This window comes from Dactylosporangium sp. CA-139066, assembly GCF_050936175.1.
Lineage (GTDB): Bacteria > Actinomycetota > Actinomycetes > Mycobacteriales > Micromonosporaceae > Dactylosporangium.
Genome location: NZ_JBNJNH010000001.1, coordinates 7,809,986 through 7,831,534, shown reverse-complemented (window position 1 = coordinate 7,831,534; position 21,549 = coordinate 7,809,986). Strand labels below are relative to the sequence as shown.

The 21,549-nt window shown below is 71.9% G+C and carries 24 protein-coding genes; 14 read left to right on the top strand and 10 right to left on the bottom strand.

Annotated features, from left to right (window positions below; translation table 11 throughout):
• Window positions 1–41 precede the first annotated feature (41 nt).
• The 3 genes from ACQEVU_RS35820 (at window position 42) to ACQEVU_RS35810 (ending at window position 2,945) form a co-directional block, all read left to right on the top strand.
• Window positions 42–317, top strand: a complete 276-nt coding sequence (locus ACQEVU_RS35820) for a DUF2277 domain-containing protein (RefSeq protein ID WP_433331538.1) — start codon at window positions 42–44, stop codon at window positions 315–317.
• A gap of 184 nt (window positions 318–501) precedes the next feature.
• Window positions 502–1,284 (top strand): GNAT family N-acetyltransferase, encoded by a 783-nt coding sequence (locus ACQEVU_RS35815; protein WP_433331536.1) that lies wholly within the window; start codon window positions 502–504, stop codon window positions 1,282–1,284.
• Window positions 1,266–2,945: a hypothetical protein gene (locus ACQEVU_RS35810; RefSeq protein WP_433331534.1), complete on the top strand. Its 1,680-nt coding sequence runs from the start codon at window positions 1,266–1,268 to the stop codon at window positions 2,943–2,945. The genes ACQEVU_RS35815 and ACQEVU_RS35810 overlap by 19 nt, the downstream gene beginning before the upstream one ends.
• Here the strand turns inward: ACQEVU_RS35810 and ACQEVU_RS35805 are convergent, their stop codons facing one another.
• Genes ACQEVU_RS35805 through ACQEVU_RS35795 form a run of 3 tightly spaced genes read right to left on the bottom strand, consistent with a single transcriptional unit; the run spans window position 2,946 to window position 4,385 of the window.
• The gene (locus ACQEVU_RS35805; RefSeq protein WP_433331532.1) at window positions 2,946–3,779 is read right to left on the bottom strand and encodes a MerR family transcriptional regulator; all 834 of its coding nucleotides are present in this window, start codon (window positions 3,777–3,779) and stop codon (window positions 2,946–2,948) included.
• Window positions 3,780–3,819: 40 nt separating this feature from the next.
• Window positions 3,820–4,065 carry a zinc ribbon domain-containing protein gene (locus ACQEVU_RS35800; RefSeq protein ID WP_433335200.1) on the bottom strand — a complete coding sequence of 82 codons (246 nt, stop codon included), beginning with the start codon at window positions 4,063–4,065 and terminating at the stop codon, window positions 3,820–3,822.
• A complete protein-coding gene (locus tag ACQEVU_RS35795; RefSeq protein WP_433335398.1) occupies window positions 4,026–4,385 on the bottom strand; it encodes a hypothetical protein in 360 nt (119 codons plus the stop codon). Before ACQEVU_RS35795 ends, ACQEVU_RS35800 begins: the two co-directional genes overlap by 40 nt.
• Before the next feature lie 151 nt (window positions 4,386–4,536).
• On the opposite strand from ACQEVU_RS35795, the gene ACQEVU_RS35790 reads away from it, so the two are divergent.
• Window positions 4,537–5,100: a hypothetical protein gene (locus tag ACQEVU_RS35790; protein WP_433331530.1), complete on the top strand. Its 564-nt coding sequence runs from the start codon at window positions 4,537–4,539 to the stop codon at window positions 5,098–5,100.
• A 197-nt stretch (window positions 5,101–5,297) separates the two neighbouring features.
• Window positions 5,298–5,612 carry a hypothetical protein gene (locus ACQEVU_RS35785; protein WP_433331528.1) on the top strand — a complete coding sequence of 105 codons (315 nt, stop codon included), beginning with the start codon at window positions 5,298–5,300 and terminating at the stop codon, window positions 5,610–5,612.
• Window positions 5,613–5,623: 11 nt separating this feature from the next.
• Here ACQEVU_RS35785 and ACQEVU_RS35780 read toward each other — a convergent pair whose 3' ends face one another.
• Window positions 5,624–5,806, bottom strand: a complete 183-nt coding sequence (locus ACQEVU_RS35780) for a hypothetical protein (protein WP_433331527.1) — start codon at window positions 5,804–5,806, stop codon at window positions 5,624–5,626.
• A gap of 570 nt (window positions 5,807–6,376) precedes the next feature.
• Between ACQEVU_RS35780 and ACQEVU_RS35775 the strand changes: the two genes are divergently transcribed.
• Both ACQEVU_RS35775 and ACQEVU_RS35770 read left to right on the top strand, forming a co-directional pair.
• Window positions 6,377–6,706: a CU044_2847 family protein gene (locus ACQEVU_RS35775; protein WP_433331525.1), complete on the top strand. Its 330-nt coding sequence runs from the start codon at window positions 6,377–6,379 to the stop codon at window positions 6,704–6,706.
• A complete protein-coding gene (locus tag ACQEVU_RS35770; RefSeq protein ID WP_433331523.1) occupies window positions 6,703–10,545 on the top strand; it encodes a hypothetical protein in 3,843 nt (1,280 codons plus the stop codon). The genes ACQEVU_RS35775 and ACQEVU_RS35770 overlap by 4 nt, the downstream gene beginning before the upstream one ends.
• Window positions 10,546–10,576: 31 nt before the next feature.
• Here the strand turns inward: ACQEVU_RS35770 and ACQEVU_RS35765 are convergent, their stop codons facing one another.
• Window positions 10,577–10,993, bottom strand: coding sequence for a DUF6262 family protein (locus ACQEVU_RS35765; protein ID WP_433331521.1), 417 nt, complete (start codon window positions 10,991–10,993; stop codon window positions 10,577–10,579).
• Complete coding sequence (locus tag ACQEVU_RS35760; RefSeq protein WP_433331519.1) at window positions 10,980–11,876, bottom strand: tyrosine-type recombinase/integrase; 897 nt, start codon at window positions 11,874–11,876, stop codon at window positions 10,980–10,982. Before ACQEVU_RS35760 ends, ACQEVU_RS35765 begins: the two co-directional genes overlap by 14 nt.
• Window positions 11,877–12,052: 176 nt before the next feature.
• Between ACQEVU_RS35760 and ACQEVU_RS35755 the strand changes: the two genes are divergently transcribed.
• Window positions 12,053–12,370, top strand: a complete 318-nt coding sequence (locus ACQEVU_RS35755) for a hypothetical protein (protein ID WP_433331517.1) — start codon at window positions 12,053–12,055, stop codon at window positions 12,368–12,370.
• An 889-nt stretch (window positions 12,371–13,259) separates the two neighbouring features.
• Here the strand turns inward: ACQEVU_RS35755 and ACQEVU_RS35750 are convergent.
• Window positions 13,260–14,486 (bottom strand): tyrosine-type recombinase/integrase, encoded by a 1,227-nt coding sequence (locus ACQEVU_RS35750; protein ID WP_433331515.1) that lies wholly within the window; start codon window positions 14,484–14,486, stop codon window positions 13,260–13,262.
• Between ACQEVU_RS35750 and ACQEVU_RS35745 the strand changes: the two genes are divergently transcribed.
• Window positions 14,485–14,802: a hypothetical protein gene (locus tag ACQEVU_RS35745; RefSeq protein ID WP_433331513.1), complete on the top strand. Its 318-nt coding sequence runs from the start codon at window positions 14,485–14,487 to the stop codon at window positions 14,800–14,802. The two genes, ACQEVU_RS35750 and ACQEVU_RS35745, sit on opposite strands and share 2 nt — an antisense overlap.
• Before the next feature lie 19 nt (window positions 14,803–14,821).
• Here the strand turns inward: ACQEVU_RS35745 and ACQEVU_RS35740 are convergent, their stop codons facing one another.
• Entirely contained in the window at window positions 14,822–14,977 is a 156-nt protein-coding gene (locus tag ACQEVU_RS35740; RefSeq protein ID WP_433331511.1) for a hypothetical protein, read from the bottom strand.
• Between the two features lie 60 nt (window positions 14,978–15,037).
• On the opposite strand from ACQEVU_RS35740, the gene ACQEVU_RS35735 reads away from it, so the two are divergent.
• The 3 genes from ACQEVU_RS35735 to ACQEVU_RS35725 all read left to right on the top strand — a co-directional run bounded on the left by ACQEVU_RS35735 (window position 15,038) and on the right by ACQEVU_RS35725 (window position 16,362).
• Window positions 15,038–15,250, top strand: a complete 213-nt coding sequence (locus ACQEVU_RS35735) for a hypothetical protein (RefSeq protein WP_433331509.1) — start codon at window positions 15,038–15,040, stop codon at window positions 15,248–15,250.
• A 32-nt stretch (window positions 15,251–15,282) separates the two neighbouring features.
• Window positions 15,283–15,501 (top strand): hypothetical protein, encoded by a 219-nt coding sequence (locus ACQEVU_RS35730; protein ID WP_433331507.1) that lies wholly within the window; start codon window positions 15,283–15,285, stop codon window positions 15,499–15,501.
• Between the two features lie 174 nt (window positions 15,502–15,675).
• Window positions 15,676–16,362: a hypothetical protein gene (locus ACQEVU_RS35725; RefSeq protein WP_433331505.1), complete on the top strand. Its 687-nt coding sequence runs from the start codon at window positions 15,676–15,678 to the stop codon at window positions 16,360–16,362.
• A gap of 403 nt (window positions 16,363–16,765) precedes the next feature.
• On the opposite strand, the gene ACQEVU_RS35720 is transcribed toward ACQEVU_RS35725, so the two are convergent.
• Window positions 16,766–16,987: a tyrosine-type recombinase/integrase gene (locus ACQEVU_RS35720; protein ID WP_433335198.1), complete on the bottom strand. Its 222-nt coding sequence runs from the start codon at window positions 16,985–16,987 to the stop codon at window positions 16,766–16,768.
• Between the two features lie 277 nt (window positions 16,988–17,264).
• On the opposite strand from ACQEVU_RS35720, the gene ACQEVU_RS35715 reads away from it, so the two are divergent.
• Window positions 17,265–18,038 (top strand): hypothetical protein, encoded by a 774-nt coding sequence (locus ACQEVU_RS35715; protein WP_433331503.1) that lies wholly within the window; start codon window positions 17,265–17,267, stop codon window positions 18,036–18,038.
• A 511-nt stretch (window positions 18,039–18,549) separates the two neighbouring features.
• Complete coding sequence (locus tag ACQEVU_RS35710; protein ID WP_433331501.1) at window positions 18,550–21,105, top strand: hypothetical protein; 2,556 nt, start codon at window positions 18,550–18,552, stop codon at window positions 21,103–21,105.
• 249 nt (window positions 21,106–21,354) lie between these two features.
• On the opposite strand, the gene ACQEVU_RS35705 is transcribed toward ACQEVU_RS35710, so the two are convergent.
• Complete coding sequence (locus ACQEVU_RS35705) at window positions 21,355–21,477, bottom strand: hypothetical protein (protein ID WP_433331499.1); 123 nt, start codon at window positions 21,475–21,477, stop codon at window positions 21,355–21,357.
• Window positions 21,478–21,549: the final 72 nt, after the last annotated feature.

Here is a 21,549-nt window from a genome sequence, read left to right as displayed (position 1 = left end):
GGGTGCGACATTTTTTCGTCGGCCCTGGCAGTCTTGGGTACATGTGCAGGAACATTCGCGTGCTGAACAACTTCGAGCCGCCCGCCACCGAGGACGAGATCGAGGCCGCCGCGCTGCAGTACGTGCGCAAGGTCGCCGGCATGACCCGCCCGGCCGCGGTCAACCAGGAGGCGTTCGACGCCGCCGTCCAGGCCGTGGCCGAGGCGACGCGGGTCCTCCTCGACGGCCTCGTGACCCGCACCCCGCCGCGCGACCGCGAGGTCGAGGCGGCCCGCGCCCGCGCGCGGGCGGCCGAACGGTACGGGACGAGAACCTGAGCCGTTCGCGGCGGGCGTGGCAGGCGCCCGGCGACGATAATGGCCTGGCACCTATCCCGCCTGTGCCACCGGGCACGCCGAGGGGGCGGGGCGTGACCGGCCGTGCCTCCACCTGGGCAGCAAATCCGGAGGCACGGCCGGACACGGCGCATACGGCGATCAACTGCCCGCTACACTCCGCCTGATGACCGACGCCGGACAGCTGCTGCGACTGCACGACGAGCAGGTGCGCGGCACCATCGCCGACCGCCTGCCCGACGGCTGGACCCCCTCGTGGGACGGGCCCGTCCTGCGCGTGACGACCCAGGCCCGCGGCATCGTCTTCGGCCGCGACCTCGCCGGCGTCCCCGGCGACGAGCTCGACGCGCTCATCGCCCGGGCGGTGGACTTCTACGCCGGCCAGGGCCTCGCCTTCGAGTGGAAGACGTACGGCCACGACCGCCCCGACCTGCCCGACCGCCTCGCGGACGCCGGCTTCACCGCGGACCCGACGGAGACGGTGGTCGTCGGCGAGGCCGCCGACCTCGTCGACGCCGGGGTCGCGCCCGACGGCATCACCATCCGCACCACCACCGACCCGGCCGACCTGCGGCAGATCGCCGACCTGCAGACCGAGGTGTGGGGCGCCGACTGGTCGTGGCTCGCCGACGACCTCGCCGACCGCATCGCCTCCCGGCCCGAAGACATCGTGGTCCTCGTCGCCGAGGCCGGCGCCACCGTCGTATCGACCGCCTGGCTGGTGATCCTGCCCGGCACCGAGTTCGCCGCGCTGTGGGGCGGCTCCACCCTGCTCGGGCTGCGCGGCCGCGGCATCTACCGCGCCCTCGTCGCGCACCGGGCCCGCATCGCCGTCGAGCGCGGCATCCGCTACCTGTGGGTCGACGCCTCCGACGACAGCAGCCCCATCCTGCAGCGCCTGGGCCTGCGCGCCATCACGACGACGACGCCGTGGGTCTGGACACCCTGACCCGCGGCCGCCGGGCCGACCTGCTCGCGTGCGCCGGCTACCTGCTCGGCGCGCTCCTGCTGTGCGGGCGCCTCCTGGCACACCCCGGACAGCGGCTGCCGTACACCCCGGGCGACCGCATCCAGGCCGAGTACTTCCTGGCGTACTCCGCCCGCGTCCTGCACCACGCCGGCAACCCGCTGCTCATCGACCGCCTCAACGCGCCCGTCGGCGTCAACGCCATGGCCAACACCACCATGTTCGGCCTCGGCATCCCGTTGGCGCCGGTGACCTGGCTGGCCGGCCCCGGCGTCGCGTTCGACGTGCTGATCGTCGCGGCACTATGCGGTACCGCTGCCGCCTGGTTCTGGCTCTTGTCCAGGCACGTCGTGGACTCCCGGCCGGCGGCATGGGTCGGCGGGCTGGTCGGCGGCTTCGCGCCCAGCGTCGTCAGCCATGCCTCGTTCCACCCCAACCTCGCCGCCCAGTTCCTCATCCCGGTCATCGCCTGGCGGGTCGTGCGGCTGTTCGAGTCGCGCCGCCCGGTCCGCGACGGGCTGATCCTGGCCGCGCTCGTCGTGTGGCAGGTCTTCATCAACGAGGAGACGCTGTTCATCGCCGCCCTCGCGATCGGCGTGTTCCTGCTGCTGTGGAAGGGCATCCGGTGGCGGCCGATCCTGCCCGGCCTGGCCGTGGCGGCCGGCGCCTCGCTGGTCGCGCTCGCCTACCCGCTGTGGTTCCAGTTCTTCGGCCCCGCCGCCTACCGCGGCGGCGAGCGGCAGATGACCGGCTTCCACACCGACCTGCTCGGCGTCACGTCGTTCTCGCGCAACTCCCTCGCCGTGCGGCTCAGCGAGACCCCGCCCGCGCCGGGCTTCTCCGCCGAGCAGCACGCGCACCTCGGCTGGCCGCTGCTGCTCGCCGCGGCCGCGTTCGTGGCGTGGCGGTGGCGCGACCGGCTCGTGCGCTCGCTCGCCGTGACCGGCGTCGTGTTCCTCGTGCTGTCGCTGGGCACGCAGCTGACCGTGCGCGGCCGCGCCACCGGCATCCCCGGCCCGTACGCGCTGCTGGCCCACCTGCCGCTGTTCGACACCGTGCTGCCGACCCGGCTCGGCCAGGCCACCACGTGGGCGCTCGCCCCGATCGCGGCGCTGGCCGTGACGGCCGCGGCCCGCCTCCCGTCGCGGATCCTCGCCGCCGGGCTCGTCGCCGCCGTCCTCGTGCCGGCCGCGCCCGCGCCGACGCTGGTGTTCGACCGCCCGCCGGTGCCGGCGTTCATTTCCAGCGGCGCCTGGCGCACCTATGTCGCGGCCGATGATTCGGTACTCGTCGTGCCCCTCGCCGACTTCGAGCACTGGACGGCCCAGTCGTGGTCCACGGCCACCGGCCTCGACCTGCGCCTGTCCCACGGCTACTTCCTGGCCCCCGAGGGCGGCGTCGCCGGCCGGCACGCGGTCGTCGGCCCGCCCCCGCGCTACCTCGACGGCCTGATCCGCACCCCGCCGACCGCCGTCACCGACGCCGACCGCGAGCGCGCGCGGGCCGACCTGCGCTACTGGCACACCGCGCTGATCCTCGTCCCGCCGGACGCCGGCCTCGAACCACAGCGGTCGCTGTTCGGCGCCCTCTTCGGCCCGGGCCGGCTCACCGGCGGCGTCTGGATCTGGGACGTACGCCGGTAGCTACTCGATCGGCTGCGCGACGTCGCAGACCGGGTCGTGCGGGGCGGCGCTGTGGAAGTCGGCGAAGTACACCTCCTGCGGCGACCCGGCCGCCGGCGCGCCCTCCCGCTCGCTCCACACGCGGACCGCGTCGAACGCGGAGAGAATCTGCGGGAAGCCCACCTGCGCCTTGGTGATGCGGGTGTACGCCTCCTTGTGGGCCGGTTCGATCCGGGTCGGCGCGTCGAGGGCGCGGTGCGGGTCGGGCGCGACCGGCAGGCAGATCTCCACCGGCCCGTCGCTCTCCTCGTTGACCTCGCCGTGGTAGATGACGAAGCACGGCCCGACCATGCCGTCGCCGTGCCCGGCCGCCGCCTTCACCAGCCGCCCGAGGGCCGCTGCGATCCACGCCGGCAGCTCCTGCACCCGCACGTGGCGCTGCTGCGTCAGCACCGTCTGCGGTGGCACCTCGCGCGCCTGCACGCTGTACATATCCAAGCTCCCTTCCTCGCCGAGCAGCCGGATCCGCAGGTGCCCGACCAGCTCCCGGCGGGCCGCCACCCGGTACTCCTCGTCCGTCCAGTACGCGTCCAGCAGGGCGATCGCCGCCTGCGGGTCGTGCTCGTTCGCGGCGACGATCTCCACAATGCGGGCCAGCGGCATGTCCAGCCGCCGCAGCCGCGCCACGAGCCGCGCGGCCTCCAGCTGCCCGGGCCGGTACCACCGGTACCCGGTCCGCTCGTCCACGACCGCCGGGACGAGCAGCCCCTGCTGCTCGTACAACCGCAGCGCCCGCGGCGACAGCCACGAGCGCCGGGCGAACGCCCCGATCGTCAGCAACCCGCTGTTGTCCACAGACGCGACCTTGCCGTTGCCGTTGAGTGCTCTTTGGCGCTCATGCGGCTGTCCTGCCTCTCGGCGGAACGGTCCCGGTCTGACCCGTTGACGCGGTGCCGGGTTGACGCTTCGCAGCCTCCTGCCCGCCGCAGCGGGTCTTCTGGTTGGCTCCACGTCCAGCCACCGGGCCACTCCCGGCGGGATTGGGGTCCGCGGCCACGAGGGCGGCGAGGTTGCGTGCGGCGTTGCGATCCCGGTCGAGGGTCAGGCCGCAGATGTGGCATTCGTACGTGCGCTCGGCCAGGGTGAGTTTGGTTTCACCGCACCACAGTTGGCGATGAGTGCGGTGAGCCCGTCGTAGTCGGCGCCGTTGGCGAGGCGCAGCGCGATCTGGTCGAGGTCGAAGACGTTGATTGCGTCGGCGGTGATGAGTTGGGCGAGGCTGAGTCGGGCCCGGATGCCGTGACGGCGCAGTTGCTCGCGGGGTGGTTCGATCCAGTCGTAGTCGTGGCCTTGGGCGAGTGGGCCGGTGTGCGCGTCGATGGCCTGGCGCAAAAGTGCGGCCCGGCTGGTCGGTTCGGTGGTGGTGCTGGCCTGGCGCAGTGCGTCGGTGAGCTGCCACACGTCGAGGTCGACGTGGTTGGGGTTGAGTTGGTAGTGGCCGCCGGTGTTGATGACGGGTCACCCGGCGTAAGGCCAAGGGCAGCGTCGGCGGTCGATCCCATAGTCGACCCTGACGCGTTCCGGACTGCTCGGGAGGGGCCAGGCCGCGACCATGGCGCGGGTGAACAAGACCCTACTCACCGTCGTCGTCACCGTCGGCGGAATCATAATGTTGTGCTGTGGCGCGTACACGGTGGTGGCGTTGCTGTCGAGGGAAGGCGTGTACAGCGACCCGAAGGACATTTGCGCCACCAGCGCCGTCGCGTCGGTGGCGGCGCTTGGCGAGGTGCGGGAGCGGCGCCGCGAGCCGCTCAAGTTCGGCACCCATCCGTACCAGAGCTGCGTGTTGACGCTGGATGCGGGCGGGGTGCAACGGACGCTCACGGTGGCCGTCGATGTGCCGCCCACCATGAACGAGTCGAAGGCGCACTACAACGTCGTGTACGACGGCGCGGTCAACGGCGGTGCGCGCGTGGAGAAGGTGAACGGGTTGGGGGACCGGGCGTTCGCCGCGTACACGCTCACCGACGACCAGCTGGTGTCGCAGCTTGGGCTGTGCGACGACCGGCTGTACCTCAGCTTGCAGCTGGTCACCGGGGCGGGGCCGCGCCCGGCCGACGTGCGGGACTCGCTCAGGACCGTCGCGACGGAGGTGATGCGGGCGCTCAAGGAGTGATCGTTGCGGGTTTGGCTGGACCGCCTCGCCCGCGACGACCGCGACGCCGTCCTGGACGCCTGGCGGTCGGCGCCGTACACCCGGATGTCGCCCTGCGCGACGAGGCCGCGGCGCTGCTCGCCGCCCACGGTGTTACGCGGCGCTGTCGGGCCCTCTGTCGCCAGCCGTGCGTTGTCGTCCAGCATCCACGACATGCTGTGCGCGACACCCGAGCCCATCTGGTAGAGCGCCGGGTGCTCGCCAAATGCTCGCTCGATCAGGTCGGCGGTCTTCTCCAGCGGAATCCCGCGGTAGGTCGGGGCTCCGGCCCCTCGGATCTTCGTCGGCTTGCCGTTGGCCTGCCGGGAGACCTCCAGCCCGGCTTGTTCGGCGACCGTGACGAGCTTGGCGAGCCGCTGCTTGTAGGTCAGCGGCGGCTCGAGGGCGAGCATCGCCTGCAGCGCCCGCAGATGATCGGCTTCACCTCGTCCAATCGCCGGTCCGCCCAGTGCTCCAAGACCCGCTTCCGGTAACTGCCATAGGCTCACCGGCTGCCGTCGCTCACGGCCGCCGACACCACCGGGACGTACTCCGCGAACGTCGGCGCCGGCGGCCGCGCTGGACCCAACTGCAGTAGATCGGCGGGGGAGACCCCGAGCCGGGCCAGCAGCAACCGCGCGGCCTCCAGTTCTGCCTGCCCCGCCGGAGCGTCCGAATTAGCAGTCATGACTCGTCCTCCCCGATCCGGACGGCGTGGAGGAGGGTCACCATCGCGTCGAGTGCCTCGGGCGGGTAGTACGACCAGCAGGTTCCTCGGATCTGGCGATGATCTTGTGGTGGCTGGCGCAGGCGTGTCGCCATTCGTCTGATGTGGACTGTGGTAGCTGACCGCGGTGCGATCTTGAGCGGCTGCTGCCGCACTTGGCGGAGGTCACGATCGACCGGATTCACGAGGCCGAGGGCCGGGTTTTGATCGAGGCTCGGTCTGGGCGCGATCGGGTCGCCTGCCCGGACTGCGGCACGGAGTCGGGGCGGGTGCACGGCCGCTATCGCCGGCGCGGCTGCGTGCTGCTGCCCATCAGCCCGTGGCCCGGCTGCGACCTGACGCTGCATGTACTCGAGCGGCGCTGGTATGGGCTGGGGCAGGGCCGGTGCCGCCTGCGGCTTATCTGGAGTTCGGTGGTGTTGGGATGGTTGGACCTGGGGTGTTGTGTCGTGGACATGTCTTCGACGGGTGGGACGGTGATCACTTTGCGCGGTTAGGATATGCGCGCCGTGTGAGCGATGGGAGTGGTCGATGGCTGAGGTGGTCCGGTACGCGTTGGATGACGGCTCGGTGGTGTTGTTCGAGGTTGAGCCGTTGGACGAGTTCGCGGAGGCGTCGGCGGACCGGGTGGTCGGAAGGGTTCGGGAGGCGGTCGGGCCGGCGGTGCGGGCGGCGCGTGAGGTGCTGGATCAGGTGAAGGCGCACGGGCCACGTGAGGTGGAGGTGAAGTTCGGGATCAAGGTCAGCGGGAAGATGGACTGGTTGGTGGCGAAGGCGGCGACCGAGGGCAGTTTCGAGGTCACGTTGAAGTGGCAGCCGGGGGCGGACGGCTCCGGTGGGGTTGAGGCTGCCGGGTCGTGACGGGGTCGTCGGTCCCGGCCGCGGATCCGTGGACCCTCGCCGTGCACCGCGCGGAGACGGGGTTCGCGCCGGCTGGCACGGCGGTGGCGGTGGCGCCGCGGGTGGCGTTGACGTGCGCGCATGTGGTGCTGGACGGGTTCGACGAGCCTGGTGGCGGCCGGTTGGTGGCGCCGTTGTGGGTGTCGTTTCCGAAGGTGGCCTCGTTGTGGAAGGTCCGCCGGTTGGTGGAGCGGGTGGGGTGGGAGCCGGACTATCCGCAGCTTGCTGACGTTGCGGTGTTGTATCTGGCGGAGGACATGCCGGCGGTGGTGGAGCCGGCCCGGATCAAGCTGCTGGAGCCGGAGGTGTTGGCGCGGCGGCAGGGCCGGGAGGGAGTGCGGTGGTGGGCGTTCGGGTTTCCGGCGTCGAGCCGCCGGACCGGTAGTGAGGCGACCGGGACGGTCGGGGCCGCTCTGGCGCACGGGTGGGTGCGGCTGGACACGCAGTCGCGGTATCTGGTGGAGAAGGGGTTCAGCGGGGGCGGGTTGTGGCTGCCGGAGTATCAGGCGGTGGCCGGGATCGTCGGACAGGCGATACCGGCGGAGAAGCGGCGGGGTGGTGATGCGCAGGCGTTGACGCTGGCGCAGGCGGCGGTGTTCCTGCCGTCGGCGAAGCTGCAGGTCCTCGCCGGCTGGGCGGCGGCGGACGCGGGCGCGGCGGCGATGGCGGCGTGGGGCTGGACCCTCGACGAAGATCCGGAGGCCGGTCGGCACTGGCGGCCGCGGGCCCGGGGGGTGACCTCGGACGCCGAGGCCGGGTACCGGTTCCGTGGTCGCCGGGCGGCGCTGACCCACCTGGTGGAGTGGCTGGACCGGCCGGTGCTGGACCGGCGGGTGCTGGTGGTGACAGGGTCGCCGGGGGTCGGGAAGTCGGCGGTGCTGGGCCGGGTGGTGACCACCGCGGACCGGCGGCTGCGGGCAGCGCTGCCGGGCGGGGACACCGGTGTACTGGCCACGGTCGGGTCGGTGGCATGCGCGGTGCATGTGAAGGGCAAGACGGCATTGGATGTGGCGGGAGAGATTGCGCGGGCGGCGGGGGCGGTGATGCCGGACCGGGTCGAGGATCTGGCCGGCGAGGTGCGGGCGGTGCTGGCCGGGCGGACGGGCCGGTTCAACGTGGTCCTTGACGCGGTGGACGAGGCCGCGAGCGTGCGTGACGCCCGGTTGGTGCTGACTGGGGTGGTGCTGCCGCTGGTGCAGACGTGTGGGGATCTGGGGGTGCAGGTGGTGTGCGGCAGCCGCCGATTCGACGGCGGCGGGCCGCTGCTGGGGGTGCTGGGCGGCGCCGCGGTGGAGATCGATCTGGACGATGAGGCGTACTTCGAGCTCGCCGACCTGGTCGCGTACACGGAGGCGACGCTGCGGCTGGTCGGGTCGGAACGGCCGGGCAACCCGTACGCCGATCCGGCCGTCGCCGCACCGGTCGCGGCCCGGATCGCCGCGTTGACCGAACCGAACTTCCTGGTCGCCGGGCTTGATGCCCGTGGGCGGGGACTGTACGACACGGTGGCGGTCGACCCGGCGACGCTCCGACTGACCGCCGATGTCGACGCCGCCCTGGACGCCTACCTGGACCGGGTGCCGCCGGTCCACGGCACCACGGACGCCCGGGCGGTGCTGGCCGCCCTCGCCTATGCCGAAGCGCCCGGCTGGCCCGCCGAGGTGTGGCAGACCGCGACGGCCGCGTTCGGCAGCCCGGTCGACGACGTGCACCTGGACCGGTTCGCCCGCTCGGCCGCCGCCAGTTTCCTGGTCGAGACGTCGACCGCAGCGGACGGGTCGGCGTTCCGGCTGTTCCACCAGGCGCTGAACGACGCGCTGATCCGCGGCCGCGGCCCGGGCGGCCCCGCCGTCGACGAGCGCCGACTCACCCGCGCGCTGCACGCCCTGGGCCGCGAGCGCGGCTGGGCGTCCGCACCGTGGTACCTGCTGCGCTCCCTGCCAGGCCACGCCGACCGGGCCGGACGCATCGACGACCTGCTGACCGACGACGACTACCTGCTGTACGCAGACCTGCTGCGGCTGCTGCCCGCAGCAGACCGGGCCACCACCGACGCCGGCCGGGACCGGGCCCGGCTGATCAACCTCACCCCGCAGGCCGTCACCGCACCACCACCACAGCGCGCCGCGATGTTCAGCATCACCCAAACCCTCGAGCAGCTCGCACCGCTCCGCACCACCACGACCGGCCCATACCACGGCCGATGGGCCGCAGTCCGGCACCGCAACGAACTGCGCCGGCTCGACGGCCACACCGGCGGGGTGCGGGCGGTGTGCCCGGTCGTTGTGGGCGGCCGCACCCTGCTGGCCACTGCCGGCGACGACGGGTCGGTGCGGCTGTGGGATCCGGCCACCGGCCAGCAGCAGCGCCAGCTCGACGGCCACACCGACTGGGTGCGGGCGGTGTGCCCGGTCGTCGTGGACGGCCGCACCCTGCTGGCCACCGCCAGCAACGACGGGTCGGTGCGGCTGTGGGACCCGGCCACCGGCCAGCAGCAGCGCCAGCTCGACGGCCACACCGGCGCGGTGCGGGCGGTGTGCCCGGTCGTCGTGGACGGCCGCACCCTGCTCGCCACCGCCAGCGACGCGGCGCTGCGGCTGTGGGACCCGGCCACCGGCCAGCAGCAGCGCCAGCTCGACGGCCACACCGGCTGGGTGAACGGGGTGTGCCCGGTCGTCGTGGACGGCCGCACCCTGCTCGCCACTGCCGGCGACGACGGGTCGGTGCGGCTGTGGGATCCGGCCACCGGCCAGCAGCAGCGCCAGCTCGACGGCCACACCGGCGCGGTGCGGGCGGTGTGCCCGGTCGTCGTGGACGGCCGCACCCTGCTGGCCACCGCCAGCGACGCGGCGCTGCGGCTGTGGGACCCGGCCACCGGCCAGCAGCAGCGCCAGCTCGACGGCCACACCGACTGGGTGCGGGCGGCGTGCCCGGTCGTCGTGGACGGCCGCACCCTGCTCGCCACTGCCGGCGACGACGGGTCGGTGCGGCTGTGGGACCCGGCCACCGGCCAGCAGCAGCGCCAGCTCGACGGCCACACCGACTGGGTGCGGGCGGTGTGCCCGGTCGTCGTGGACGGCCGCACCCTGCTCGCCACTGCCAGCGACGACGGGTCGGTGCGGCTGTGGGACCCGGCCACCGGCCAGCAGCAGCGCCAGCTCGACGGCCACACCGGCTGGGTGAACGGGGTGTGCCCGGTCGTCGTGGACGGCCGCACCCTGCTCGCCACTGCCAGCAACGACGGGTCGGTGCGGCTGTGGGACCCGGCCACCGGCCAGCAGCAGCGCCAGCTCGACGGCCACACCGGCTGGGTGAACGGGGTGTGCCCGGTCGTCGTGGACGGCCGCACCCTGCTGGCCACTGCCAGCACCGACGGGTCGGTGCGGCTGTGGGACCCGGCCACCGGCCAGCAGCAGCGCCAGCTCGACGGCCACACCGGCTGGGTGAACGGGGTGTGCCCGGTCGTCGTGGACGGCCGCACCCTGCTGGCCACCGCCAGCAACGACGGGTCGGTGCGGCTGTGGGACCCGGCCACCGGCCAGCAGCAGCGCCAGCTCGACGGCCACACCGGCTGGGTGAACGGGGTGTGCCCGGTCGTCGTGGACGGCCGCACCCTGCTGGCCACCGCCAGCAACGACGGGTCGGTGCGGCTGTGGGACCCGGCCACCGGCCACTGCCTATGGACCATGCCGCTACACCATCCGGCACTGGCCTGCGCTGCCGTACGCGACGGCATCGCGGTCGCGCTCGATGTCGGCATCATCGTCGTGGACCTGCTCGGTGATCACATCAGCGGATGACGTCGCGCCGCCCGGGCCGCAGGCCGGCCGCTCAGCGAGCGGTATCCGCATCGGGGAGCTGGCCCGGCCCGGTGCCTGCGGTGTGTGCCCGCAGCTGCCCGTGCACGGTTTCGAGCCGGTGGGTGAGGTCGGCGTTGTCGGCGCGGAGCTGGCGAATGCGGGCCAGTGCCGTGTCGAGTCTTCGCCGCAGCGAGGCGACGGTGGCCGAGTCTGGACGTGTGGCCGTGCGGCGGGGCTGGTGGCGTAGCGCGTCGACGGCGGTGAGCAGGTCCGGCTGGGTGTACAGCCAGGAGCGTGAGACACCGGCGGCGGTGGCGAACCCGGCGACGGTGACCGGCTGTCCGGCCCGTTGTGCGCGGCGCAGCGCAGCTTCGGCGCGGATTCTGGCCCGTTCGCTGCGCCGACGGGTGGCCTCGGCGAGGGCCTGGGATGGCTCAGCTGGCGGCATCTGCGGCCTCCTGCGGTCGGCCGCCGGCGACGGGCGGGGCGTCCAGGGCGGTGATGATGGCGTCGAGTCTGCTCAGCGTCCGGCGGTTCTTCTCGGCGATGCGGACAAGCCCGGCGTGCTCGGCGTCGGTGATCGCGGTCTGAGTGTCCGCGCGGTGGCGCCGGTGCTGGGCGAGGAAGTCCGGCGTAGTGATGAAGAACCGGCAGTCCAAACACGGGTTGGCGTATTCGCAGTCAGTCTGAACCGGGGCGCCACAGTAGCCGTTGGGCAGGGTGACCTTGGCGCGGACCAGGCTCAGCCGGGTCCAGGACGCGTCGGCCAGCGGATGATCTCCGTCGAGCGTGACCGGCTGGGCATCGGCGTTGATTTTGACCGCTGACTCCCAGTGCCGCCGGACGGTCTTGTTGTGGATCTTGGCGTAGACGGCGGTCATTTCCGGGGACATGTGATCGAGGAGTTGCTGCACGATGTGGTGCGGCACGTTGGCGTTGATCAGCCGGGTCCCGAGGGTGTGCCGGAACTGGTGCGCGGTGACCCGGACCGGGGTGCTCGTCTCGTCGGTCAGGTTCAGGTCGGTCAGCCACCGTTCGCTGTGCGCGCGCCAGTACGTGTCCGACATCGGCGTGGACCCGTCCAGATTCGCCTGATGCGCCGGGAACAGCCAGGGGCAGCCGTGCGGGAACCGGTCGCGGGTGCGCTGCTGCTGCTCGCCGATCGCGTCGGCCAGCGCCTCGGAGATCGGGAAGAACGCCTGCCGTTGCATCTTCCGGTTGATCCACAGCAGGTATGGGGCGCCATCGTTGTCCCGGCTGACGCAGTCCAGCGGCAGCCAGCGGGCGTCTTTGAGCCGAAGTCCGCAGGCGATGAGGATCTGCAGCAGCACCCCGCCCGTCGGGCCGGCCGAACCGGGCCACGTTGTCCGGGTGCTCGAGCTGCCGCATCACGAACTTGGGAATGAACCGCGGCGCGGGACGCTGCCGGCGCGGTGCGTCGTCGCCGAGGATCGCGTTGCGTGGCAGGCCCGGGACCCAGCCGCTGTGGTGCGCGTCGCGCAGGAACATGCCGACCGACCGGATCGTCCGGGCCCGGGAGTGCTCGCTCGGCATGGTGGCGTGCAGCGCGGCGAGCCACTGCTCCAGCCGTTCCCGCGTGAGCTGCGCCGGCGTCGTCGTCGGCAGCCAGGACGCCAGTACCGTCACCGCCTGGACATTGACTTTCACCTGGCCGGGCGAGACGCCCCGGCTGAGCCGGCCCCGTGCCCACCGTTTGACGGCCGTGTTCAACCAGGACTGCGCGATACCGGTGAAGTGCAGATACCGCACCTGCGGGGTGCGGATGTTGACGATGAACAGGTCCCAGGTGTCCCGCGGGTACTGATCGGCCCACGGATCGTCGCTCACCAGCAGCGCATGCAGCCGCAGCCGGGTGTCGAGCAGAAACGCCAGCCGCCCGTCATGGCTGGGGTCATCGACGGTGGTGCCGACGTGCGCCCGCCATCGTTCGGCGTCCCAGTCCAGCAAGCTGGTCACCGCCGCCCGGCGCAGATGGCTCAACGCCGCGGTGACGATGTCCGGCGGTGTCTTCTTCTTGGCCTCGTCGTGGCGGCACTGCAGCCCGAACTGCACCTCCAGCCGCAGCCGCGGTGCCAGGCCGGTGAAGGAGATCCGCGGATCACCGCCCCGGGCGAGCTCGGCCAGCCAGTCCTCCAACGCAGGCTTGCCGCGCCCGCGCCACCGGTTCTCGTGCTTGCGGCACAACCCGCGCAGCTTCCCGTCCGCCCACCGCACGCAGCCCGGGAACCGGCAGTCCCGTTCACCCTCGGCCGGCACCGTGTACGACACCTCGCGCAGGAACTCTGCCACCGTCCGGCCACACCGGCGGAAGTGGCTGTCGAAGGCGTGCTGATGCCGGTGGCACAGCGTGTTCGACGTCGCGCCCCGGTTACAGCCCTCCACCGCGCACGCGTCGATCTGCGTCACCCGCCGGATCCGCTCCCGCGTCCGCAGCTCCTCCCCGCCGTCCCAGGCCGCCAGGTCACAGCCCGACGGCTTGCCCGCCGCCAACCACCGGCTGTAGTGGCCGTTGCACAGCACCTTCACCGGCCGGGAAGGCGCCACCGGGCACGACGGGATCCGGCAGACACCGCTGTAGAACACCGAACTGGACCGCTCCGGCAGGTACACCTCAACCCGGAACTCCGGCCGCACGACCGCCATCAACTTCTCCAGCAGGCGCCGCGCCACCGCCGGGTCACGCACCGGCACCGTCACAACGCCTCCCCAGCCGGCTCGAACACCCCGGCCGCGTACAACGCCCGCCGATGATCCTCCACCGTCAAATGCGCATACGCCTGCGCCGTCGTCTGCGGCGACGAATGCCCGAGCAACTCGGGAACCACCTCGATCGGCACGCCAGCCCGCAGCAACCGCGTCGCGAACCCGTGCCGCAGCACGTGCGGCGAGAACGACGCGACGCCCGCGTCACGTCGCAGCCGCGCCGCCAGCTTCTCCACCGCCGACGCACGCATCGGCGCACCGACCGGCGGCCGGAACAGATTGACGAACACGTAGTCGCTGTCCAACGCCCCGTACTCCACCTCCATGTAGGTGGCATACGCGTCGAACACCACCCCACGCACCGGCACCACCCGGCCGCGCAGCCCCTTCACCCGGGCCCGGTTGGCGTTGTCCAACCGCGGCACCACATGCACCTCACCCTGCCGCAACCGCAGATCACTGTGCCGCAACCCCAGCGCCTCACCCAGGCGCAACCCCGTCTCATGCAACAACACCAGCAGAAACCGATCCCGCCATCGGCAACACGCAGCCAGCAGCCGACGAACCTCCACATCGCTCAACACCAGCGGTGGATCAACGACAACCGGGACCTTGATCGGGCTGCGCTCGCCGCGGGACAGCCGGCCAGGCGGCCGAGTGTGCGCCAGCATCGGCACGAACGGCCCGGTCACGCGACGGCCGTCGATGCCGCCCAGCACCGCGGGAACGGCGCTGTCGCGGCGGGCGTGGAACGCGTAGAACGACGCCAGCGTCGAACGCTTCCGCTGCACCGTTCTGTTGGTAACCCTCGCCGGCGTACCCGGCAGCAGGAGAACGTCCGGCTGCCGTGCCGCGAGCGGCCGGCGCAGCCAGGCGAAGAACTCCGCCACCCCATCGACGTCCATCCGCTGGAAGCAGCGTCCCGTCACCGCCAGCCACTCGACGAAGTCACGCAGATCGTGCGCGTACGCCGCAACAGTGTTCGGCGAGCGACCCGCAGACGTCAACCACCGCAGGAACACCTCAACCGACTCCACCGGCAGCCCGTCGCCGCCAACCACGGTGTACGAGATCGACCCGTCACCGACCTGACGCAGCCGTTGAACCCGAGGAGCACCATCCACGCCCTCAACACCCTTCCGCGCCGTCGAACACATCACCAGCACCGACGTCCACGACGACGCCCGATAGCTCATGAAGTCCAACGACTTGGACATGGAAGACGCTCCGCGCGACTACCGGATAATGCGGCTGCAGGAGGTCGTCCTCGGCGCGAGCGGGCGCGGCCGGGCTGAGCGGCCGCGGCGGGTGGAGGTCACGTTGCCGCCGCCCTCGATCGCCGAGCGGGTCGGTCCGCTGCCTGGTCAGATTCCCGGACTGCCGCGCGAGCGGATCCTGCACCCGGACCGGCCGGTGGCGGCCGGCCCGGTGATGCCGCCGGCACCGCCGGCACCGCCGGCACCGCCGGCACCGCCGGCACCGCCGGCCGCGCCGGCGCCGGAGCCGTGGTGGGAGCAGTATCGGGTGAGCTGATGCCGCGGCATCGGGGCGGTCACCAGTCCTCGTGCAGCGCGGTGTAGTCCTCGTCCCGGCACCGGCGGGGGCGCCGGTCCGCGGTGACGACGCCGTCGAGTTGGTCGTCGATCCAGGCGAGCCCGCAAGCCGCCACCCCAGCGGTCCGGTGCGCATCGTCGATACTTGCCGCCATGGGTGATCTGGCGGACAAGGCGGTCGATGGCTGGGTCGACGCGGTGGCGCACTGCACGACATGGTCGCGGACGACCCCGGCGACGCGCGCGCCGCAGAGCAGGCGATGGCTGGCATCTGGTCGGAGTTCGGCTTCCAGGGCGCCCCGGTGCACGTGCTGCGGATGCTCGCGCAGGCCTCGGAGGTCGGGTACGCGGCCGCGCTGCGCGACCTGCGCGAGGGCGCGCTCGATGAGGAGATCCGGTCGTGGCGGCCGGAGCTGGTGCAGCCCTGAACCGGTTGCGCGGTCCACGCTACGGTCGCGGGGTGACGACGCAGGAGCTCGCCGCGGCGATCGGCGACCGGCCGGGGTGGCGCATGGACGGCGCCGCCGCGGTGTACGCGCCCGGCGCCGGCGACTGGACCGGCCGGGTCCGGGCGGTCGAGCGCCCGGAACGAGCCGACCGCAGCTGGCACATCGCGGTCGTACATCGCGGGGCCGCCCGGCACTCAGGGTTCGGGCGCAGCGCGGCGGACGCGGTCTGATGGGCCGAGCGGCTCGTGCAGACCTGCCTGGCCCCGGCGCCGGCCACGGGCGGCACCGGAACCGAGACGGGTTGAGGCACCGGCCGATCGTCGTGGCGATGCCGACGGACCGGTCCGGGTGATCGATCCCGCCAGCTCCTGCGCAATGGGTGAAGGCGCGACTACGGTCGCGTGATGGTGGTTACTGGTGCCGCAGCGATGCTGTTGGGGCTGTCCGGGCTGCTGTGGTCGACGATGTCCCGCGCCGCGGCCGCCGGACGCTGGCAGAAGTGGCTGCTGACCTGTGGGATCGTCGGCGCGCCGGTGGCGGCAATCGGGTTCGTCCTGGTCGGGCAGTGGACGGCGGCGATGCTGTGCGTGGTCGTCGAGCTGCTGATGTTCGCCCAGTGGAAGAGCCACCGCGCGGCCGACAGCCAGCGGATCTGGCTGCAGCCGTGGCTGGACCGCACCATCGTGCGCCGCATCCCGTTCAGCCGGCGCTACGTCGACCGGACTTACGCGGCCCGAGGCCAGGGCGGCCTCACCCTGACCGACCTGCGGATCGAGTACGCCGACACGATCCTCGAGGACGCTACCCGTGACGTGGAGCTCGACGCCCTGCTCGACAAGGTCGGCGTCGAGCTGCTGGAGAAGGTGCTGCGCGTCGAGGCCACCATGGTTCCGGCCGCCACCTCGTGGCTGATCACGCGGTACATGATCCTGACCGGCATCGCCAACGGCGTGCTGGCCAACGCCACCGACCCGGGCGCGTCGGTCGGGACGAGTCCCTATCGCGGGTACTCCTGGCCGATGCTGACGATCGCGGCTGCGTGCCGGCTGGGCAGCGGCGACGAACTCAAGGCAATCCACCAGCCGGGCTGAGCAGGGGTGCAGCCACTTGCAGGATCTCGGGCCCAGCCAGACGACGTGACATCTGGTCCGGTGCGCGCCACCACCGAGCAGGCCCTCACGCAGCTGGCGAGCCCGGCTGCGGCAGCTGGGCGGCCTGCTGGTGGAGTGCATGTATTTGAGCCTGCGGTATTCCCGACTTGGATGCGTCATGGCCGGCCGGCCCGTGTGAGTCGGGCCGGGCGAACAGAGGCGTTCAGTGCTCGAGGATCCAGTGATGATGGCGCGGATGACGCCGGAGACGGCGCCGCGCACGGCGGCGAGGGTGAGCTTCTCGCGCCAGGTCGAGTTGGTGGGTTCGGTGGTCATCAGTGGCCCCCGGTGGCGCGTCGGGGAGTGCCGGTCTGAACGTGTCACCAGCCGCAAACGGCGGCCATCACATCTGCTCGACGTAGCCGGCGGCGATGTCCTCGGGCGGGTTGGTGTAGCGGTGGATGTAGCGCTGGGACTGGTGGCCGAGCCGGTGCTCGAGTTCGTAGGCGTCGCCGCCGGTGGCCTCGGCCAGCGCGAACGCAACACTGTGACGCAGGTCGTGGGGCCGTAGCGGGCTGATGTGCCGGGCCGGATCGCCGTGTTCGGCGTCGTGCCAGCGGCCGATCTGCTCGCAGATCAGGTTGATCGAGCGCGGGGACAGCCGACCGTCGGGGCGGCGAGAGCCGATCGAGCGGCGGACAGGAATAGCGCGGCCGGCCCGGCGTCGGCCGGGCGCTCGTGTTCGAGTTGATCAGGGACGCCCAGGCTCCGGCACCTCCACGGTGGTGGTGATCCGGATCGGGCGGAGGTCCTGAAACTCACCGGCGAGTGGCTGCTGCGGTAGCCGCCGGCACCGCAGCCGCGGGCCCACGCGACCGCACGGCCATGGCATGATCGTCGCCGTGCGGAGGACGTTGTTGGTGACCCTCGTGGCGGTCGTGCTGGCCACGGCGGCCTGTGATGCGAAGCCGGCCGGCTCGGCTCCGGCGTCGTCGGGGGCCGGCTCGTCGGCGGCGGCGCCGTCGTATGCGAGCGTGCGGGAGGAGTTGGCCGCCGGGCTGGTGCGGACGGCGGCGGTCCCGAGCGCGTACACGGTGGAGACGGCCGAGGAGAGCGGCGCCGTGACCGGCACCATGACCGGCGTCAGCGACCCGACGCGCGGGGCCTCCAGCGGCAAGTCCGAGGTCCGGTCCCCCGTCGCCGGCACGGTCGAGATCACGGTGATCGGCGACGATGTGTACAGCCGTGGCACGGCGAGGGCGCTGACCGCCGACCACTGGACGCACATGAGCCTCGCGCGGGCGCCGCTGGCCGCGGCGATCGGCTTTCCCGGCATCGTGGCGACGGTCGGTTCGGCCACCGGCGCCCTCACCGACGTGGCCAGGACGGGGCCCGGGGCGTTCACGGGGCACCTGGACGCGTCCAAGGTGAGCCGCACCTCGCCGGTGTACCGCGAGCTCGGGCACGAGCGGGTCTCGTTCGAGGCGACGCTGGACGGGCAGGGCCACATCACGAGCCTGGTCCTGCGCACCTCGCCGGCCATGCCCGGCATGGAACCGGAACGGATCACGATCCGCCTGAGCGAGTTCGGCACGCCGATGACGGTCGCCGCCCCGCCGCCGGCCGAGGTCAAGGAGGCCGGCGACGAGGCCTACGCCGTGTACGGCAACGGCTGAGCCACCTGGCCCGCCGGCGCCCGCCGGTGCGTCAAATGGCCGGCACTGGAGCGGCAGTCACACCTTGAGTAGCCGGGGCGTGAGTTGAGGTGCCCAGCCGATCGTCGCTACGGCAACGACGTCGTCGACGGGCTGCGGGCAGTCCCTCACGTGCGCTGAGCAGGTCAGTTGCTGATCACGTTCGGCGGTTCCTGGTGAGCCGTGGCTTTTACTGGGGGAAGGCATGTATTCGAACGTGCGGTATTCCCCCGCGCCCTCGGTTGAGCTGCTGGCGTGGCCCGCAGTGAGCAGGCCACGCCAGCGTCGGGATCAGTGCTCGAGCATCCAGGTGATGATTGCGCGGACGGCGCCAGAAACTGCGCCGCGGACGGCGGCGAGGGCGAGCTTCTCGCGCCAGGTCTGGCTGGTGGACTCAGTGGTCATCGGTGGCTCCCGGTGGCGTTGGGGTGGGGAGCCGGCCGGTCTCCCGCGTTGACGCCTTGAGCGAAGCGCCTGGTCGCGGGGTCCGGCGATGGGTGCGAAGGAAGCCGAAGAGCGCAACTGCTCACCAGGTGCCGTGACCTCGATGTTCGCGTCGAAGGTGGTGGAGGTCTACGGTGGTCCGTCAGTGTTCGGTGCAACCGCCGAACAGCCGGGAGGCGCCCGAATGGCTGACAACGACCCTGCCGCTGATCCGTCTGTGATCGACTTGGATGCGGTGCAGTCCGTGGCGGCGTTCGCTGCAGCGTGTAGCCGTCTGCGAGAGGGCCGTTCCTATGCCGTGCTTGAGCGGGCGGCCCGGCCGCTGTCGTTGCCGAAGGCGACGTTGAGCGATCTCCTCAACGCCAAGTCAATCCCCACCAGGGAGACCGTAATCGCGTTCTTGACGGCGTGCGGTCTCCTCGACGAGGCGCAGCGCCCCTGGTTGGCCGCGTGGGAACGGGTCGCCACCGCTCACCAGCCACGTCCTGACGGTGCGGTCCGGGTGCGGGATGCCCGTCCGAGGCTGCTCGGTGTGCACGCCGCGATCCAGGTCGAGGGCGCTCACGGTGAACTGCCCCCGTACGTGCCCCGAGATCTCGACGCGGACCTGCGCACCGCCATCACCGCCGCCGCGGCGAGCGGTGGTCTGGTCCTGATGGTCGGCGGTTCATCGGTCGGCAAGACCCGCGCACTGTTCGAAGCGGTCCAGGCAGCATTACCGGAGTGGTGGCTGCTGCACCCGGCCGACATCCCGACGATCGGCGCCCACGCCGCTGCGCCGACACCACGCACGGTGCTGTGGCTCGACGAGCTCCAGCGCTACCTCAACCACCCGGCCGGGCTCACCTTCGGTACCCTGCACGGACTCATCGCTGCCGGCACGGTCGTCGTCGCCACCTTGTGGCCCGAGGAATTCAGCCGACGCGCGGCCCGTCCCGCAGCGGACCAGCCCGACCCGCACGCCGACGACCGCGAGATCCTCCGTCTCGCCCACGTCATTCGGGTACCAGACCGATTCACAACCGCGGAGCGCCGCCGGGGCGAGGCCCTCGCGGGTACCGACCGAAGGCTGCGGATCGCGTTGGACACCACCGACGCCGGCTTCACGCAGGTCCTGGCCGCTGGCCCAGCTCTGATCCAACGCTGGGAAACGGCTGAGGACTGCTATGGCCAAGCGGTCATCACCGCCGCTCTCGACGCCCGCCGGGTCGGCGCTCAACACCCCGTGACCCATGACTACTTAACCGCCGCCGCGCCGGCCTACCTCACCCCCACCCAGCAGGCCACCGCTCCACCGGACTGGCTCGCTCAAGCCCTGGCCTACGCCACCACACCCGTCCACGGCGCTGCCGCCTGCCTCGCCCCGGTTCCCGCCGGTATGGGCCGCATTGCCGGATGGATCACCGCCGACTACCTCTACCAACACGCCCAGAACACGCGCCGTACCACTGCCCTGCCCAGCACCGTGTGGCAAGCCCTCGTCACCTACCACCATCCCGACGACACCAGCAGCCTCGCCGACAACGCCTACCGCCGCGACGAACCCGTCCATGCCATCACCCTTTACACCGCCGGCGCCGAACCCAGCGACCTGTCCGCCGCCGTCCGGCTGCTCGGCCTATTGAAGGAGCACGGCCACGCCGCCGACCACGTGCTGCAGCTGCTGCGCACTCGCGCTGAGGCCGGGAACTGGCTCGCCAGCGAACACTTGGATGCGTTGCTGGCGCAACAGGGCCACGTCGAGGAGCTGCGCACCCGCGCCGGCGCCGGCGACTCGTCCGCGGCGCACTACCTAGTCGAGCTGCTGGCGGAGCAGGGCCGCATCGACGACGCGCTGCAGCTGCTGCGCACCCGAGGCGACATGCCCGTGGTTAGCGGGCTAGTCAATCTGCTGGTAAAGCAGGGCCGCATCGACGACGCGCTGCAGCTGCTGCGACCCCGCGCCGACGCCGGGGAATGGCTAGCCAGGGGCCAGCTGGCCGCCCTGCTGGCAAAACAGGGCCACGTCGAGGAGCTGCGCACCCGCGCCGACGCCGGGGACTGGCCCGCCAGCGGCAAGCTGGCCGCCCTGCTGGCAAAACAGGGCCACGTCGAGGAACTGCGCACCCGCGCCGACGCCGGCGACGGAGCCGCAGCCAGCCAGCTGGCCGCCCTGCTGGCAGAACAAGGCCGCATTGACGACGCGCTGCAGCTGCTGCGCCCCCACGCCGACGCCGAGGACTGGCTCGCCAGGCGCAAGTTGGCCGACCTGCTGGCAGAACAGGGCCACGTCGAGGAGCTGCGCACCCGCGCCGACGCCGCAGACTGGCCCGCCAGCGGCAAGCTGGCCGCCCTGCTGGCAAAACAAGGCCACGTCGATGAACTGCGCACCCGCGCCGACGCCGGCGACGGAGCCGCAGCCAGCCAGCTGGCCGCCCTGCTGGCAAAACAAGGCCACGTCGAGGAACTACGCACCCGCGCCGACGCCGGCAGCGGAGCCGCAGCCAGCCAGCTGGCTGCTCTGCTGGCAGAACAACGCGAGATCGCTGCGCTTAGGGACGAGGTGTGTGCCGGGACGGCCGGCGCCGCCGAGGCTCTGCGCCAGCTGCTGGACGACCAGCCCTAATTCCGGTCGAGCAGTGACCTTGTCGCGGCGCAGCTGGGTGAGGGCGGTCATCCGAATGTCGAGGGCAGCAGGCCGATTAGACGAGCGATTAGGGCAGGTCAGAAGGCTGGTGATTAGCGTTTACCTGTTGCATCTGATGCAATAATTCCTGTTTGCTGGTGGAGTGCATGTATTCGAACGTGCGGTATTCCTCGGCTGGCTCGTGCCTCGGGGGCGGCCCGCTTGAAGCGGCCGAGCCGACGTGGGAGTTCAGTGTTCGAGGATCCAGGTGATGAGTGCGTGGACGGCGCCGGAGATGGTGCCGCGGACGGCGGCGAGGGTGAGCTTCTCGCGCCAGGTCGGGTTGGTGGGGTTGGCGGGCTCATTGGGCATCGGTGGCTCCCAGCGGGTTGACGGGTGGGGAGCCGGCCGGTCTCCCGTGTTGACGCCTTGAGAAAAGCGCCT

What these genes read in the sequence shown, in the direction of transcription:
- ACQEVU_RS35820 (WP_433331538.1), top strand. Translation starts at nt 42, where the DNA reads ATGTGCAGGAACATTCGCGTGCTGAACAACTTCGAGCCGCCCGCCACC.
- ACQEVU_RS35815 (WP_433331536.1), top strand. Translation starts at nt 502, where the DNA reads ATGACCGACGCCGGACAGCTGCTGCGACTGCACGACGAGCAGGTGCGC.
- ACQEVU_RS35790 (WP_433331530.1), top strand. Translation starts at nt 4,537, where the DNA reads ATGGCGCGGGTGAACAAGACCCTACTCACCGTCGTCGTCACCGTCGGC.
- ACQEVU_RS35780 (WP_433331527.1), bottom strand. Translation starts at nt 5,806, where the DNA reads ATGACTGCTAATTCGGACGCTCCGGCGGGGCAGGCAGAACTGGAGGCC.
- ACQEVU_RS35775 (WP_433331525.1), top strand. Translation starts at nt 6,377, where the DNA reads ATGGCTGAGGTGGTCCGGTACGCGTTGGATGACGGCTCGGTGGTGTTG.
- ACQEVU_RS35765 (WP_433331521.1), bottom strand. Translation starts at nt 10,993, where the DNA reads ATGCCGCCAGCTGAGCCATCCCAGGCCCTCGCCGAGGCCACCCGTCGG.
- ACQEVU_RS35755 (WP_433331517.1), top strand. Translation starts at nt 12,053, where the DNA reads ATGCCGACCGACCGGATCGTCCGGGCCCGGGAGTGCTCGCTCGGCATG.
- ACQEVU_RS35745 (WP_433331513.1), top strand. Translation starts at nt 14,485, where the DNA reads ATGGAAGACGCTCCGCGCGACTACCGGATAATGCGGCTGCAGGAGGTC.
- ACQEVU_RS35750 (WP_433331515.1), bottom strand. Translation starts at nt 14,486, where the DNA reads ATGTCCAAGTCGTTGGACTTCATGAGCTATCGGGCGTCGTCGTGGACG.
- ACQEVU_RS35740 (WP_433331511.1), bottom strand. Translation starts at nt 14,977, where the DNA reads ATGGCGGCAAGTATCGACGATGCGCACCGGACCGCTGGGGTGGCGGCT.
- ACQEVU_RS35735 (WP_433331509.1), top strand. Translation starts at nt 15,038, where the DNA reads ATGGTCGCGGACGACCCCGGCGACGCGCGCGCCGCAGAGCAGGCGATG.
- ACQEVU_RS35725 (WP_433331505.1), top strand. Translation starts at nt 15,676, where the DNA reads ATGGTGGTTACTGGTGCCGCAGCGATGCTGTTGGGGCTGTCCGGGCTG.
- ACQEVU_RS35710 (WP_433331501.1), top strand. Translation starts at nt 18,550, where the DNA reads ATGGGTGCGAAGGAAGCCGAAGAGCGCAACTGCTCACCAGGTGCCGTG.
- ACQEVU_RS35705 (WP_433331499.1), bottom strand. Translation starts at nt 21,477, where the DNA reads ATGCCCAATGAGCCCGCCAACCCCACCAACCCGACCTGGCGCGAGAAG.